This is a genomic window from Cupriavidus sp. FW305-3-2-15-C-LB2 (assembly GCF_058787575.1).
The window spans coordinates 180,270-194,560 of sequence record NZ_JBYSZW010000001.1; the positions used below are offsets into that span (position 1 = coordinate 180,270).

Below are 14,291 nucleotides of genomic sequence, written 5' to 3' on the forward strand. Positions count from 1 at the left end.
GCGGGCACTGCGGGTGTCGGCGGACTGATCGGCGTGTCGCAAGACGTGCCGCTGCTTGCCGCCGTGGTCAGCCCGATGCGTCCCTGCTTGTGGCGGCATCGCGCACGCAGTCGATGAACTGCAGCGCCGCCGGCGTCAGCGGGCTACCTTTGCTATGGATCACACACACCATCAGGTTTGGCAACGACTCCTTCAGCAGCATGCGGCGTAGGCCGAGATGCTTGAACGCGTGCGTGACAAGCGGCCCGGCAAACATGCCCACCAAATCCATCTGCGCCACTAGGGTCAGGGTGGTTGTAATCGAATCGCTTTGAATCACGCGCGGAGGCGTCGGCAGGCCCAGCGCGCTGAACGATTGGATCGCACTTGCCGAAATGGCGTTGCCATCGCCGGGCAAGACCCATTCCGCCTCCATCAGATCATGAATGGAGCGGCGGTTGCGCAGCGGATGCCGGTTGCGCACGCCTACCACCAACTCTGTCGGGATTAGCGGCAGGCATTCAAAGGCGTCGTTCAAAACCGTGGGGCCGACATGTGCCACCACGAGGTCGACCTGCGCGTCTCGCAAGCGGGCGAGCATGCCCGGAACACTGCTCTCACTCACATGGACCGACACATTTGGGCGGCGCTGACGCAACGCGCGGAAAGCGGGCACGAACAGGGTCTGGGCCACCGCCGTGCTGACCGCCACGCGTATGTGGCCTGCGGCCCCGTCTCTGACTTGCAGGATCGCCTCGTGTGCCTGGCGCATGTCGTCTAGCAGTCGACGCGCGCGCGGCACCAGGGCCGCACCGCATTCGGTGAGCGCAATCCCCTTGACGCTACGCTCGATCAGGGGCGCACCCACTTCACGTTCCAGTTCGCGCACGATCTTCGTGACTGCCGGTGGCGTTACGCCGAGCACCTGTGCTGCGCCCCGGATGCTGGTCTGCGTGGCCACGGCCACGAATGCTTTCAGTTGATTGGGCTTCATTGGGGCGCCTGCCGTGTGTGTACCAATTGGAAACATCGATAACTTATTTTTGTCTTTTTGGTTAGCACTATAGCATCTAGGATGGCGCGGTAGTGCATCAGCCCACACGCAGCCAATGCGTGCCGTGATCCGGGGCTGTGCTCCAGTGTTCACCGAGCGTCCGACATGCATCGTCCATCTCAATACTTCTCAGGCTCCTACGCGCAAGCGAGGCAGAAATTTCTGGCAGCGGCCAGGCAATGCGGCGTACGCGTCGAGTCGCACGGTTTGCCGGCGCTGTGTGGCCTGGAGGGGGAGGTACTCGCCACCGATGTGGCGAGAATCGGCCCTGATTACGCCTCCAAACTGTTGATTCTGAGTTCCGGCACGCATGGCGCCGAGGGCTTTTGCGGATCGGGTAGCCAGGTGGCCTTGCTCAACGATCGCGACTGGCTTGAGCGGGTAGCGCAATCGGGCGTGGCGGTGCTCATGATCCACGCAATCAATCCGTACGGCTTCTCCCACCTGCAGCGCACCAACGAGGACAACGTTGACCCCAATCGCAACTTCGTGAATTTTGATGCGCCGTTGCCCGAGAACGCGCGCTACGCCGAGATCGAAGCGCTGCTGATTCCCGACACTTGGCCGCCAACGGCGGAAAACGAACAGGCGCTCAAGGACTATGCGCGCACGCATGGCGAGGCGGCCTTTCGTGATGCCGTAACGCTGGGGCAGTCGGCCTCCCCCGATGGGCTGTTCTTCTCCGGCACGCGCCCGATCTGGAGCAACCAGGCGGTGCGCGCCATTCTTCGCAAGCACACCGCAGGCGCAACAGCCATCGGCTGGATCGACGCCCACACCGGGCTCGGCCCCTATGGGCATGCAGAGAAGATCTACGCGGGCCGCAATGACGCGCAGGAGATCGCACGCGCGCGCGCCTGGTGGGGGGCTGACGTGGTGTGCCCATTTACGGGCGATTCGGCTTCGGCCGACATCCGCGGCCCTGTGGCCCGCGTGATTTACGAAGAATGTCCGCAGGCCAGCACGGCCTTGATTGCGCTGGAGTTCGGCACGGTGCCACTGGAAGCCATGTACACCAGCCTGCGCGCGAGCGCGTGGGCACGCAAGCTGGGCAACGCGGCGGCGGCCGAGGCCCGCCGCGCCGCCATCCGCAGGCAGGTACGAGACACCTTCTACTGTGACGACGAGGTCTGGAAGGGCATGGTGCTCGGCCAGACGCGCGTTGCCATGCTGCAAGCCTTGGTGAGCTTGCAAACCTTGCCGGGATAGCCGACGCGGCCGCTCCAGCGCAACACCGATCCGATCCGCCAATTTCAACCAAAAAAGAACGAATGGAGGAGACAACCATGCATCGAACCTATGTATTCAACCGTAGCCGGCAAGCGATCCAGGCGGGTGCCGTTGGATTGCTTGCCAGCATGGCACATGCGAAGTCAGGTGTGACGCTATACGGCGTGGCGGATGTGAACGTGGAATACGTTAACCGCCTGCCTGCGCACATTCCTGAGTCGGGTGCCGGCAGCGCCGGGCCAGCGCACAGCTTGATGCGGATGTCTTCAGGCGGGCTTTCCGGCTCGCGCTGGGGCTTGCGCGGTGAGGAAGACGTCGGCGGCGGGCTCAAGGCCGTGTTCACACTGGAGAGCGGTTTTCTCATGGACACCGGCGCAGCCCCGCGTGGCTACGCGTTCAACCGGCAGGCCTTTGTCGGCCTGGCCAGCAAGTCGTACGGCACCGTGACGTTCGGCCGTCAAACGACCACCCTGTTTGATGTGCTGGGCGATTTCTCGCCCACCTACTACGCCAATCTGTACGAGCCCGTGGTGGTGCAAACGGGCCTGAATCTGCGCGAGAACAACATGACCAAATATGCCGGCACCTTCGGGCCGGTGAAGGTCGCTGCGCACTGGTCTTTCGGTGATGGCACGTACGGCCCAGGCGAGGTCCCCGGGCACTTCCGCGATAACACCGCCTATGGCGCCGGGGTCTCGTATAGCACGGGGCCGCTCGGTGCAGCCGTGGTCTATGACCAGGTCAATCCGGCCGCCACGCAGGGCGGAAGGGGCGCCTACAAGAAGCTCGCGCTCGCGGGCCGCTACACCCGCGGCAAGTACAGCGTGGTCGGCGGCTATCGCTGGGGGCAGAATCGGGACCAGACCGGCGCCACCGTGATGCGCGACGACTACTACTGGATCGGCGCGACCTACCAGGCAACCGGGGCCTTGAGCCTGACGCTGTCGTACTACTATGACAACGTTAAACAGAGCGCTAGCAGCAGCCGTGGCACGCCGTGGCAGACGAGCCTGCTGGTGGATTACGCCTTGTCCAAGCGCACCGATTTCTATCTGACGGGGGCCTACGCCAGACATGCGGGGCTGAACCTGGACTCGGCCGCGCTCATGTACATCAATGGCTATCCGCTGAGCGGGAGGAACGACATGCTGGGTGTTGCCATCGGCATGCGCCACCGATTCTGAAGCGACCTGTCCTGATGGCAACCTTTTTTTGGCGGGGGACAGGGCGCTTCAACAAACCTTGATCGCCCACTTTATCCAGAGGTCCGGATCACCCAGATCCACCGTCGTCACTCGCCGCGCAACGGTGTGACGTACCGGATCACCGGCACACAAGAAAAACCTCTGGCACTGGATTGAACTCACTATGCAAACCATACAGACCTCGGCAAAACCCGCAGCGGTTACGTCCAAGCAGTACCGAGCCACGGCACGCAATATCGTCATTGCGTCGATGGGCAATGCGATGGAGTGGTTCGACTTCATCGTGTACGGCTTCTTTGCCACTGTCATCGCAAAAGTCTTTTTTCCCACGGGCGATGACTTCACGTCGCTGCTGCTGACCACCGCAAGCTTTGGCGTGCCCTTCATCATGCGGCCGATCGGCGCCATCTGGATCGGCCGCTATGCCGATCGCGCGGGCAGAAAGCCCGCGTTGACGCTGACTGTCGGGTTGATGCTGCTCGGCACGCTCATCATCGCCCTGACGCCCTCGTTTGCTTCCATCGGCATGGCGGCGCCGATTCTTGTGGTGCTCGCGCGCATCATCCAGGGGGTGTCCGCTGGAGGGGAGTACGGCAGCGCAGCGACCTACCTCGCCGAGCAGAACCCTGCCCGCCGAGGGTTTTACGGCAGCTGGCAGTTCGCCAGCCAGGGTGCGGCCTCCCTGCTGGCGGCGGCAATCGCGTGGTGGGTGTTTTCTGCGTTCACCCCTGCCGAAATCGAAGCCTGGGCTTGGCGCATCCCGTTCTATTGCGGGCTGTTGATCGGGCCAATCGGCATTGCCATGCGCCGTTCAATGAGGGAGAGCGACGAGTTCATCGAGGTCAAGAAGGCGCCGTCGCATGTTCCTACCGTGCAGGGCCAAGGCATGCGCGAACTGATGCACCGCGTGTTGATTGCCGCCGGTCTGGTGACCGGCGCCACGGTCAGCGCGTACGTCATGGTGCTGTATTTGCCGACCTTTGCCATCCGGCAGCTGCATCTGCAGCAGGTCACGGCATTCGCCTCCACCACCGTTTCGGGGATCGTGGCGCTGATCGTTACACCGATGGCAGGCGCGGCATCGGACCGCTTCGGCCGCGCGGGGGTGATGCGTCTGGGTCTGATCCTGGTTGGCTTGGCGATTTTCCCGTTGTTTGTGCTGCTCCTGTCGCAACCGAGCCTGGGCACGCTGCTGCTGTGCCAACTGGTGGCGGGGCTGCTGATGTCGCTCTACAACGGCCCGCTGGTCGCGCTGATGGCGGAAATCTTCTCAACACGCGAGCGCACGTTCGGCATCTCGCTTGGCTACAACATTGCGGTCACGCTGTTCGGCGGTTTCGCGCCGATGATCCTGACCCTGCTGATCAACGTCACCCAATCGAACACGGCCCCCGCCTGGTATGTCCTGCTGGCGGTCTTAATTTCGTTCTGGAGTGTTTCCGCAGCGGCAAAACGCCCGCATTAAAATAACACCAAGGGTCTGCGCTGGCTGCACATGGGTCGAGGCAGGCCGTCTTTTTTCCTTTCGACCACGAAGCCGTTATGTACGAACACATCCCCGCCTATCCGGGCGACCCGATTTTGTCGCTGTTCCAGGACTTCCAGCGCGACACGCATCCGCGCAAGGCGAATCTGAGCATTGGTCTTTACTATGACGATGCAGGCAAGATCCCGGTGCTCAGCAGCACGCGCATTTTGCGGCCGACCGCCTGCGTAAAGCCGCTGCGCCGCACACGTACCTGCCGATGGAAGGGCTGGCGGACTACCGGCAGAGCGTGCAGCAGCTCGTGTTTGGACCGGATTGCGCGGCACTGACCGAAGCGCGCATCGCGACGCTGCAAAGGCTGGGCGGATCGGGGGCGATCCGGCTCGGCGCGGACTTCATCAAGCGCTACTTCCCCGATAGCGCGGTTTGGATCAGCGATCCGACCTGGGATAACCATCGGTGATGTTCAGCGCTGCTGTTGCCGATCGCTAAATCGGCCAAGGGTGACCGCTATATCCGCCAATGATCAAATCGATTCGCCCCGACTGGGCGCGGACGCGCGTGCGACGAGCAGCCGCCGTTCGCCAGCGGCGTCCATATGGGACGCCTTGGGGTTCTGTCGCAGTAAGCGAGTTGGGACGAGACGGACGTTGAGGTCAAACAGCCCTATGCAGCCAGAGAATAGAACTGTGCTGCAGCGGACGGACTGTTCCCAGTGTGTTCCTGCATCTGACTTGAGTTCGATGCCACCCAAGAGGATGCGCGCGCAGCGAAAGGCTTTGAACCCCAGCATCGGTCTGGTCAGGCGCTTGATGGCTCGATGGTCCTGCTCGACGATGTTGTTCAGGTATTTGACTTGCCGCACGGCGGTGGGGGTTTCCTGCCCGGCGTTGATGTCGTGCAACGCTGCCAGGTTGGCCGGACTGCCATCGATGGTTACCGTGTCGGGCTGGCCGTGCTGCGCGATGGCCTTCTCGAAAAAGCGCCGCGCCGCAGCCTTGTCGCGCTGGGCACGCAGCAGGAAGTCGATGGTGTTGCCCCTCTTGTCGACTGCCCGATACAGGTACTTCCAATGGCCGCGCACCAGGATATAGGTTTCGTCCATGCGCCAGCTCTTGCCCACCGGCTTCTTGCGCCGGCGGAAGATCTTGTTCAGCACCGGCCATGGACAACTACGGCACGCACAAGACGCCGTCGATCAAGGCGTGGTTCGTTCGCCATCCGCGCTTCCATGTTCATTTCACACCGACCTCCGCCTCATGGATCAATCAGGTGGAACGCTGGTTGGCAGCCATCACGGAACAATACATCCGCCGCGGCACGCATCGATCAACTCGACAACTTGAGCAAGCCATCCAAAAATACCTCGACCTGAACAACGCCAAGCCCACGCCTTTCGTGTGGACGAAGTCCGCCAATGACATCCTCGCAAGCATCAGGCGATTTTGTCTGCGAATTTCTGACGCAGGACACTAGTTTCAGTCGGGCGCGGCCAGTGGGGGATTTCTTTTGCACGTTGTCAGTTCAAAGGCGGCCTACGAGCTCTGCCACGCCGGCCCACGGTTCGCTGGCGAAGGATTTTGCCAGGTGTTCGATGAGGGCCTGCACGCGCGCGGGGCGGTTGCGGCCTGGCGGGGTCAGGATATGCAGCGCTATCGGCTCTACTTGCCAGTCTTCCATCACCGACTCCAGCGTGCCTGACTGCAGCTCCTGCCAAACCAGGAATGCTGGTTGCAGCGCCACGCCCAGCCCTGCCAGCAGGGCGGGCGTCAGGGCCTCGGCATTGTTGGCCTGCAATTGCACGGCCATCGATTGGGTGAATTCGCCATGCTGCGGATGCCGGAAGCGCCAGTGGGCGCCGCTACGCGCATAGCTATATTGCAACGCCTTGTGGTGCGCGAGGTCGCGTGGGTGGCGCGGCCGGCCATGGCGTTCAAAGTAGGCCGGCGAGCCCACAAGCAGAATCTGCACCTTGCACAGTTGGCGGGCCAGCAGGCTGGAATCTTCCAGGTTGGCGAGGCGCAGGGCCAGATCGAAGCGGTCGGCCACCAGATCCACCTGATTGTCGTTGAGCTGCACGTCTAGCCCCACGTCGGGATGGGCCTGCAGAAAGCCGGGCAGGGCCGGAGCCAGGCGTGCAATGCCGAACGACATGGGGGCGGACAGCCGTATCACCCCTCTCAGGGTTGTGGACTGCTCGGCCACCTCGGCCTCCACAGCCTGGCCTTCCCGAAGGATGCGCGCAGCGCGTTCCAGCGCCGCATGGCCGCTCGCGGTTAGCGACATGCGGCGCGAGGTGCGGTGGAACAGCACGGTCTTCATGCGTGTCTCCAGCCTCGAGATGGCTTTGGACACCGTGGCTTGCGACAGCGAGAACTCAGCCGCCGTGCGGGCGAACGAGCCGGTTTCCGCGACCTTGGCAAAGATCGCCCACGCTTCCAGGTATGGCAGTTTGTTCATGGCATTGGTCGAATAATGGACGGTGAGACACCCTTAGCAAATATGCCAGCGCCAGGGCACATCTGATCATGTAGAAAACGGAAAGGATGGAATTCTATTGTTTATCTTCTCCTCGTCGCGAGTACATCGCGATGAAGCGCGGCGACATCCTTTCCACGGGCGAGCTGAGCACGGCGACGCTGGAAACCATTCGCGTCAGCGGCCTGGACGAAAGCGCCTGCAGCAAGCCGCAGCTGCGTGCCTGTGTCGATGCGCTGGCCGCGGCGAAGGGGGTGGCAAGCCATCGCTGGCTCGCCACCCTGGCCGAGTTGTGGCTACAGCAGGCGATCCTGCTGGGGGAGCAGCAAGGCAAGGGGCCGTGGACCGACGAACAGTTCGCGGTATGGCTGGAAGCGGCACGCCATGCCTACGCCTATCTGTTCTTCACTGCCAGGACGACAGCCGAACGTACTTTCGAGGACCGGCAGACCCAGGTGCGGGACTACTACAACTATGCGGTGCAAGAGACCTCCACCGCATTGTTCCAGCGCCTGACGAAGGATGTGCCACCGCCGGCCGACCACACACTGCTGCAGCGCGTGGCAGGGTGGACCCTGTATGGCGACATGGGCGGCGTGCGACTGCCCGAAGGCGTGCCGATGCCACAGGAGCTGATTCCGGCGACCTCGCTGTCGTTCGCCGGTGTGCGGAGTGTCTATCGGCGCGACGGTCTCGGTGCCGAGCTGGTTGCATCGATGCCTGATCGCACCACCGATACGCCCGGCGCGGCAGCGCCGCTACTGGAAGACACCACATCGAGCCTGGAACGCATGCGCTACCAGCGCGCAAAGCGCGCATCGTTCAGCGAAATGCCATCGCCTGTGCTGACTGTGTTGTTCCGTTTTACTGGCGACGACCTGGCTGCCGTGTTGAAGACCCGCGCGGTCACTGTTGCGGTCTACGATCCCTATCGGCGGACCGAGGTGCGGCTGCACGACCAGGACGTGCCGCTCGCCGCAAATTTCACCGCAGGGTACGGCCTGTGGCTGGCCAAGTCGGGCTTTGCGACACAGTCGCTGCGCTCGCTGCTGGGGCGGGAGCAAGGGATTGACCGTACCCATCTCTACATGATGCAGCCCTACGATCCGGACCGGCGCATCATCGTGACTCTGCACGGCCTTGCCAGCAGTCCCGAGGCATGGGTGAACGTCGCGAACGAATTGCTCGGCGACGAGACGCTGCGCGCGCAGTTCCAGATCTGGCAGGTCTACTATCCGACCAACCTGCCGATCGCGCTGAGCCATGCGACGATCCGGCGGACCCTCGACGAGGCGTTGCGGCGGCTCGATCCGCAGGGCAAGGCGCGCGCTTCGCGGGACATAGTGCTGATCGGGCACAGCATGGGCGGAGTGATCTCGCGGCTGATGGTGAGCTCTGCCGGCGATCGGCTATGGTCCATGCTTGAAGCCGACCGCCGGGTCGATCCGCAGCGGCTGAAGGAGGTGCGCCCACGGCTGGAGCCGATGCTCGGCTTCACGCCGATGCCGAATGTGAGCCGCGCCATTTTCGTCGCGGCACCGCACCGGGGCACGCCCATCGCCGCAAACAGGGTCAGTCGCTGGCTGTCCAACCTCGTCAGGTTGCCGGCAGCGCTGCTGCAAGAACTCGAGGATATTTCCGAGACGCTGGCCGGCGATACCGCAGCGCATGGGGGATCCGGCGGCGCACGCAAGCCGCTCTATGTGCCCAACAGCATCGACAACCTGCGCGACACCGATCCCTTTGTTCAGGCCGCGGCGGATCTGCCGATATCTTCACGTGTCACCATTCACTCCATCATTGCGCGGAGCAATCCCGCGGTTGCGCTTGCCGATTCCGACGACGGGCTGGTGCCATATCGCAGCGCCCATCTCGACGGCGCCGCCTCGGAGAAGGTGATCGAGTCGGGCCACAGCGTGCAGCAGACCGCCCCGGCGATTCTCGAGATCCGGCGCATCCTGCTGGAAGACCTGGCGCGGCGCAGGGCAATCGCGTCGGTGTCGGCGGATTGAATTCCGGAATCCGCGGTTCGCACGAATGACGATCTTCAACAACAGCTGTCGTTGTTGAAGATCGTTTATTCTGCAAGCCGGGGAGTGGAAAGAAACTGGGGGAGGGTGCAACATGGCGACTAAGGTGATGATGTTTCCCAGATGAGTATCGGGGGCCACCATGTCACTACGCTGGACTCTTTGCCTACAATCCCATGCGGACGATGGGAGCGTCGAAACTATCCAACTAGGGACAGTTGAGCGACCAACGTGTAACGCGGAGCCTGCAGACTTCGGTCTTTCGCTGCGAGAACTACGGCTGCTGGCTCTCGCGCTTCAACAGACTGTGGCACAGCAGCAGATCTACGCTTACGATCGCGCCCAGAGAAGGTGCCCGCATGCGGAGCGTATCGCCGCATCAAAGATTGGCGACCACGCACGTTTGATACAGCACTAGGCACAATTCACGTTCGCGTTCCACGGGTTGTGGCTTGCCGGAGCCGCTTGATGAGAACGGCGATATAGAAGACTACAGGGAAACGTTTTGCCCCATCAAACGGCTTCTTCCCTCACGAACTACCTCCGAGCTGGCCTACCTGTGTGCGCGTCACGGAGCAACAGGATCATACAGGTCGGCGTTGTTGAATAAATCCGGATGTGCTAGCTGACGTTTACGCGCAACAGCCAGGGCGGCACGTCTGTTAACTTTCCGGGGACTTGCGTAGATTCTCGACTTTTTCCCGAGAAGATGCGCAAGGACGAACACAAGCGAAGCGAGCCGAAAGGTGTCTATCGTGTCAGGAACTGGGCGAGCTACAACGCTGGGTTGATTGCGAGAGGCGACGTGACGATGTGGATTGACGAAAGTGTACTGAGGACGGCGCCCGAGGACACATCGCCCAGGCGGGGGCGCCCGCACGTCTACTCGGACGCAGCGATTCAGATGCTGCTCGGGCTCAAGCAAGTCTTCCATCGGCGCTGTCACGTTGAAGGTTTCGGGCTGCAACATTGGCAGGCGGCGTCCCTACTAGAAGGCAGCGGACGGATTTTTGGCGATGCCAGTGAAAATACGCCACGAATCAAGCCGCGCGGCAAGCTGCTTGCGATAAAGCGAAGCGCGTAGCAGATGCCGCTTGAGTTTGAGCGCGAAGTGCTGGCGGATCAGACCAAAGCTCGACAGGAATGCCTGCGTGCGCTCAGGGATCCGGAAGCCACGCATCCGGCGTTCGGGTTCACGCGTGGGCTGATGGCTGTTCTCGGCCCGGTTGTTGACTCGGCCGCTGGCTTTGACGAATACGTGCTTCACGTTTGCGAGCTCGGGGATTTCGGCCCTTGCCGCCGGATAACTGCGCAATTGATCAGTGACGATCTTGTGCGGCCCTTCTGGATACGAGGCGAGAACCCGCTTGAAAAAGCGCTTGGCCGCAGCCTTGTCGCGGCGTTTCTGCAGCAGGATATCGAGTTCGGCACCGTGCTGGTCAACCGCCCGCCACAGCAGATAAGGCTCGCCGCGCAGGGTGACGAACACTTCGTCGAGATGCCAAGTGCTGCCTGGCTTGCGGCGAGCCGCCCTGGCGTGATGTGCGAAGCCCGCCCCGAACTTGTCGCACCAGCGACGGATCGTCTCATAGCTCACGACGATGCCGCGCTCGAACAACAGTTCTTCAATATCACGCAGGCTGAGTTGAAACCGGAAATACCAGCGTACTGCCTGACTGATGATCGCTGCCGGAAACCGGTGACCATGATAGAGAGATTTCGCTTTCTTCATCTCGTCATCTTACGCGACAGCCCCAGCAACGTGACAATGCCCCTTGCAGATCGGCTCGACGCCGAAGACGGCGCGGTCCTGATCGCCAAGAGCCTTCAGGACTTCAGGCGGTGGGGGCGGTTTCAACGCCGTTGGCGTTCCAAGCTATCGGCTCACTTCACCAAGTCCAGCAGCGACCCGTTTTGCTTCAGTGTCGCCAGCACGATATGTGAATTGATCGACATGACTCCGGGCGCCTTGTGCAGCCGGTTGATGACGAAGTCGGAATAGTGCTCAAGGTTCCGCGCCCGTACGGTCAGCACATAGTTGGAGGGGCCAGTCACCACGCGCGCGGTCACCACCTCGGGCCAGTCGTTCAGCGACTTCGCGAAGCTCTCGTGCCAGCGCTCGACATCGGTGCGCATCGATACCTGCACCAGCGCCTCGAATTCCACGCCGAGCGCCTTGGGGACAAGTTCGCAGCGATAGCCGGCAATGATGCCTCCCTCTTCCAGCAGCCTGACCCGCCGGAAACAGGCCGAGGCGGACAGGTTCACCGCCTCGGCCAGCTCATGGTTGGTTACCTTGCCGTCCTTCACCAGGTGATCCAGGATACGCACATCGATCAGATCAAGCTGCATGTTGAAAATTTCACCAGGAATCAAGAGTTTGTAGAAACATTTGCAGCGCAGGTGGCAGCGTTATAGCAATAAATCGAAGCAATTTCAACGGCCTCTTCGATAATATTTGTGCCTCGAAACTCGGGCGTGCAAGGCATGGAAACCGCGCCGCCCGCTAACCTGATCATTCCCTGCACAAGAGGCCCGATGTTTGCGCATGTTCCTGTCTATCCTGGTGATCCGATCCTGTCGCTGCTGGAAGCATTCCAGGCCGACTCCCGTGCTACGCGGGCCAACCTGAGCATCGGGCTCTATTACGACGACGACAACAGCATCCCGGTGCTCGCCAGCGTGCGCGAAGCCGCGGCCATGGTGGCCGGACAGTCCGCGCCGCATACCTACCTGCCGATGGAAGGCATGCCGCAATACCGGCAGGCGCTGCAGCGCGTGGTGTTCGGCGCGGACAGCGTGGCACTGCGCGAGAACCGCGTGGCAACGATCCAGTCGGTGGGCGGTTCGGGGGCGCTGCGCATCGGTGCGGAGTTCCTGAAGACCTACTTTCCCGGTAGCGAGGTCTGGGTCAGCGACCCGACCTGGGACAACCATGAAGTGCTATTCGCCGGCGCCGGCCTTGCGGTTCATGCCTATCCGTACTACGACCCGCAGACCAACGGCTTGCGCTTCGGCGACATGCTGGCGACCATCGATGCGCTGCCCGCGCGCAGTGTCGTGCTGCTGCAGCCGTGCTGCCACAACCCGACCGGCATCGACCTGAGCCGCGACCAGTGGGGGCAGCTGATCGCGGTGCTGCAGCGGCGCGAACTGATTCCGTTTGTCGACATGGCTTACCAGGGCTTCGGCGACGGACTGGACAAGGACGCGTGGGCGATCCGCGCGATGGTTGATGCCGGGCTGTCGTTTATCGCCAGCAATTCCTTCTCGAAGAATTTCTCGCTGTATGGCGAGCGTTGCGGCGGTCTGTCCTTTGTCGCCGCCGATGCCGCACAGGCGGCCCTGGTGCTGGGTCAGTTGAAGGCGACCGTGCGCCGCATCTATTCCAGCCCGCCGCTGCATGGCGCCCGGCTGGTGTCGACGGTCCTCAATACGCCGCATCTGACGGCGCTGTGGGAGGAAGAAGTCGCCAGCATGCGCAAGCGTATTGCGCGGATGCGCGCCACGCTGCGGCATTCGCTGGAAGCGCTCGTGCCGGGCCTGTCAGCTGAGTACCTGACGATGCAGCGCGGTATGTTCAGCTACACCGGCCTGCGTGCCGAGGAAGTCGACCTGCTGCGCGAAAAGTACGGCGTCTACCTGCTGCGCTCTGGCCGCATGTGCGTGGCCGGGCTGAACGACGGCAATCTGGAGCACGTGGCACAGTCGATGGCAACGGTATTGCGCGCGCGCGCGCAGTAAGCCGTCCGATCGCGGCCCCTGCCTACTGGGCCATCCGCTCCCGCCACCATCCGGCGGGTGCCCGACACAAGATCAGGATCCGAGACAACATGGCCAATCCCATCCAGACCCGCTTGCCCGCGCCGTCACAGCCATTCTCCTGGGCGACGCATGCCGGCTCGCTGATGTTCACCGCACACGGCGCGGTGGACAGCGCAGGCCAGATCGCCGGCGCCGATATCACGGCGCAGGCGCGGCTCACCTTCGACAACCTCGTCGCCGCTGTGGCCGCGGCGGGGGCCGCCATGACCGACGTGGCGCAGGTGCTGATCTACATGCGCGATGCGCGCGACATGGCGGCGATCGATGTCGTGTACCGTGAGTATTTCACCGAACCGTATCCCAACCGCGCCTCGGTCGCGGTGGCGGGCTTCGTCCACCCGGCGATGCTGATCGAGGTCGTCGCCTACGTGCACATCCTGCCGAAGCCCGGCGTCTGACAGCACGAATACCCCCGCGCCGTAGAGCACGGGACAAAAAAAGACTACCAACTGGAGGAGCAATCCAATGAGGAGAGCAGCAATCCCGCTGTTGCTGGGAGCCCTGACCGTGGGCGATGCATCCGCGCAGGGCTCGGTGACGTTGTATGGCATTGTCGACAAGAGCCTGCGTTTCACCACCCATGCCAACGCCGCTAACGACCACAAGGTCGAACTGACCAACGGCGCGGTGACCAACAGCCGCTTCGGCCTCAGGGGCGAGGAAGCGCTGGGCGGGGGCTTGAAGGCCACCTTCCGGCTGGAGAATGGCTTCGACCCCGATACCGGCAATGCCAACCAGAACGGCCGGCTGTTCGGGCGCTACGCATATGTCGGGCTGTCCGGCAGCCTGGGCACGATCCGACTCGGGCGCCAGGCGACCGAAGGCTTCAATCTGAAAGGCAAGTTGTCGCGTTGCTGCCTGAGCTGCTGCAGTGAGAAAACTTGAGTCGTGAGAGACGAAACCTGCACAGCCCATGGTGCGGAGCGACATTACTACGTAAACGTACTGCGATTACTACAGTTCACGAAATCCGTCAACTGCCTTCTGATCATTGATCCCGCGTG

Annotated in this window: 10 protein-coding genes and 6 pseudogenes; 11 read left to right on the forward strand and 5 right to left on the reverse strand. The window is 62.4% G+C overall.

Going from position 1 to position 14,291, the window contains the following annotated elements:
• Positions 1–67: 67 nt before the first annotated feature.
• On the reverse strand, positions 68–973 hold the full coding sequence (locus tag AC3WRR_RS00940) for a LysR family transcriptional regulator (RefSeq protein WP_492295729.1): 906 nt from the start codon (positions 971–973) through the stop codon (positions 68–70).
• A gap of 165 nt (positions 974–1,138) precedes the next feature.
• Between AC3WRR_RS00940 and AC3WRR_RS00945 the strand changes: the two genes are divergently transcribed.
• The 4 genes and pseudogenes from AC3WRR_RS00945 to AC3WRR_RS00960 all read left to right on the forward strand — a co-directional run.
• Entirely contained in the window at positions 1,139–2,242 is a 1,104-nt protein-coding gene (locus AC3WRR_RS00945) for a M14 family metallopeptidase (RefSeq protein WP_492295731.1), read from the forward strand.
• Between the two features lie 77 nt (positions 2,243–2,319).
• Positions 2,320–3,447: a porin gene (locus AC3WRR_RS00950; RefSeq protein ID WP_492295733.1), complete on the forward strand. Its 1,128-nt coding sequence runs from the start codon at positions 2,320–2,322 to the stop codon at positions 3,445–3,447.
• A gap of 184 nt (positions 3,448–3,631) precedes the next feature.
• Complete coding sequence (locus tag AC3WRR_RS00955) at positions 3,632–4,933, forward strand: MFS transporter (RefSeq protein ID WP_492295735.1); 1,302 nt, start codon at positions 3,632–3,634, stop codon at positions 4,931–4,933.
• A 77-nt stretch (positions 4,934–5,010) separates the two neighbouring features.
• A pseudogene (locus tag AC3WRR_RS00960) lies at positions 5,011–5,414 on the forward strand (aminotransferase class I/II-fold pyridoxal phosphate-dependent enzyme); the annotation flags it as partial.
• Positions 5,415–5,620: 206 nt separating this feature from the next.
• Here the strand turns inward: AC3WRR_RS00960 and AC3WRR_RS00965 are convergent.
• Positions 5,621–6,116, reverse strand: a pseudogene (locus AC3WRR_RS00965) (IS6 family transposase); the annotation flags it as partial.
• A 2-nt stretch (positions 6,117–6,118) separates the two neighbouring features.
• On the opposite strand from AC3WRR_RS00965, the pseudogene AC3WRR_RS00970 reads away from it, so the two are divergent.
• Positions 6,119–6,430, forward strand: a pseudogene (locus tag AC3WRR_RS00970) (transposase); the annotation flags it as partial.
• A gap of 48 nt (positions 6,431–6,478) precedes the next feature.
• Here AC3WRR_RS00970 and AC3WRR_RS00975 read toward each other — a convergent pair.
• Positions 6,479–7,414 (reverse strand): LysR family transcriptional regulator, encoded by a 936-nt coding sequence (locus AC3WRR_RS00975; protein ID WP_492295737.1) that lies wholly within the window; start codon positions 7,412–7,414, stop codon positions 6,479–6,481.
• A gap of 86 nt (positions 7,415–7,500) precedes the next feature.
• On the opposite strand from AC3WRR_RS00975, the gene AC3WRR_RS00980 reads away from it, so the two are divergent.
• The 3 genes and pseudogenes from AC3WRR_RS00980 to AC3WRR_RS00990 form a co-directional block, all read left to right on the forward strand.
• Positions 7,501–9,444 carry an esterase/lipase family protein gene (locus AC3WRR_RS00980; RefSeq protein WP_492295739.1) on the forward strand — a complete coding sequence of 648 codons (1,944 nt, stop codon included), beginning with the start codon at positions 7,501–7,503 and terminating at the stop codon, positions 9,442–9,444.
• Positions 9,445–9,706: 262 nt separating this feature from the next.
• A pseudogene (locus tag AC3WRR_RS00985) lies at positions 9,707–10,061 on the forward strand (ISKra4-like element ISBugl3 family transposase); the annotation flags it as partial.
• 110 nt (positions 10,062–10,171) lie between these two features.
• Positions 10,172–10,393, forward strand: a pseudogene (locus AC3WRR_RS00990) (transposase); the annotation flags it as partial.
• A 57-nt stretch (positions 10,394–10,450) separates the two neighbouring features.
• Here the strand turns inward: AC3WRR_RS00990 and AC3WRR_RS00995 are convergent.
• On the reverse strand, positions 10,451–11,194 hold the full coding sequence (locus tag AC3WRR_RS00995; protein WP_492295741.1) for an IS6 family transposase: 744 nt from the start codon (positions 11,192–11,194) through the stop codon (positions 10,451–10,453).
• Positions 11,195–11,346: 152 nt separating this feature from the next.
• Positions 11,347–11,814 carry an Lrp/AsnC family transcriptional regulator gene (locus AC3WRR_RS01000; protein WP_492295743.1) on the reverse strand — a complete coding sequence of 156 codons (468 nt, stop codon included), beginning with the start codon at positions 11,812–11,814 and terminating at the stop codon, positions 11,347–11,349.
• A 186-nt stretch (positions 11,815–12,000) separates the two neighbouring features.
• Between AC3WRR_RS01000 and AC3WRR_RS01005 the strand changes: the two genes are divergently transcribed.
• From AC3WRR_RS01005 to AC3WRR_RS01015, 3 genes and pseudogenes are all read left to right on the forward strand, one after another.
• Positions 12,001–13,206 carry an amino acid aminotransferase gene (locus AC3WRR_RS01005; RefSeq protein WP_492295745.1) on the forward strand — a complete coding sequence of 402 codons (1,206 nt, stop codon included), beginning with the start codon at positions 12,001–12,003 and terminating at the stop codon, positions 13,204–13,206.
• Between the two features lie 89 nt (positions 13,207–13,295).
• A complete protein-coding gene (locus tag AC3WRR_RS01010) occupies positions 13,296–13,685 on the forward strand; it encodes a RidA family protein (protein WP_492295747.1) in 390 nt (129 codons plus the stop codon).
• A 67-nt stretch (positions 13,686–13,752) separates the two neighbouring features.
• Positions 13,753–14,130: pseudogene (locus tag AC3WRR_RS01015) on the forward strand (porin); the annotation flags it as partial.
• Between the last annotated feature and the right edge of the window lie 161 nt (positions 14,131–14,291).

Excerpts from the sequence above, each read along its gene's own strand:
- AC3WRR_RS00950 (WP_492295733.1), top strand. The coding sequence starts at position 2,320 with ATGCATCGAACCTATGTATTCAACCGTAGCCGGCAAGCGATCCAGGCG.
- AC3WRR_RS00945 (WP_492295731.1), top strand. The coding sequence starts at position 1,139 with ATGCATCGTCCATCTCAATACTTCTCAGGCTCCTACGCGCAAGCGAGG.
- AC3WRR_RS00955 (WP_492295735.1), top strand. The coding sequence starts at position 3,632 with ATGCAAACCATACAGACCTCGGCAAAACCCGCAGCGGTTACGTCCAAG.
- AC3WRR_RS00940 (WP_492295729.1), bottom strand. The coding sequence starts at position 973 with ATGAAGCCCAATCAACTGAAAGCATTCGTGGCCGTGGCCACGCAGACC.
- AC3WRR_RS01005 (WP_492295745.1), top strand. The coding sequence starts at position 12,001 with ATGTTTGCGCATGTTCCTGTCTATCCTGGTGATCCGATCCTGTCGCTG.
- AC3WRR_RS00980 (WP_492295739.1), top strand. The coding sequence starts at position 7,501 with ATGGAATTCTATTGTTTATCTTCTCCTCGTCGCGAGTACATCGCGATG.
- AC3WRR_RS00995 (WP_492295741.1), bottom strand. The coding sequence starts at position 11,194 with ATGAAGAAAGCGAAATCTCTCTATCATGGTCACCGGTTTCCGGCAGCG.
- AC3WRR_RS00975 (WP_492295737.1), bottom strand. The coding sequence starts at position 7,414 with ATGAACAAACTGCCATACCTGGAAGCGTGGGCGATCTTTGCCAAGGTC.
- AC3WRR_RS01000 (WP_492295743.1), bottom strand. The coding sequence starts at position 11,814 with ATGCAGCTTGATCTGATCGATGTGCGTATCCTGGATCACCTGGTGAAG.
- AC3WRR_RS01010 (WP_492295747.1), top strand. The coding sequence starts at position 13,296 with ATGGCCAATCCCATCCAGACCCGCTTGCCCGCGCCGTCACAGCCATTC.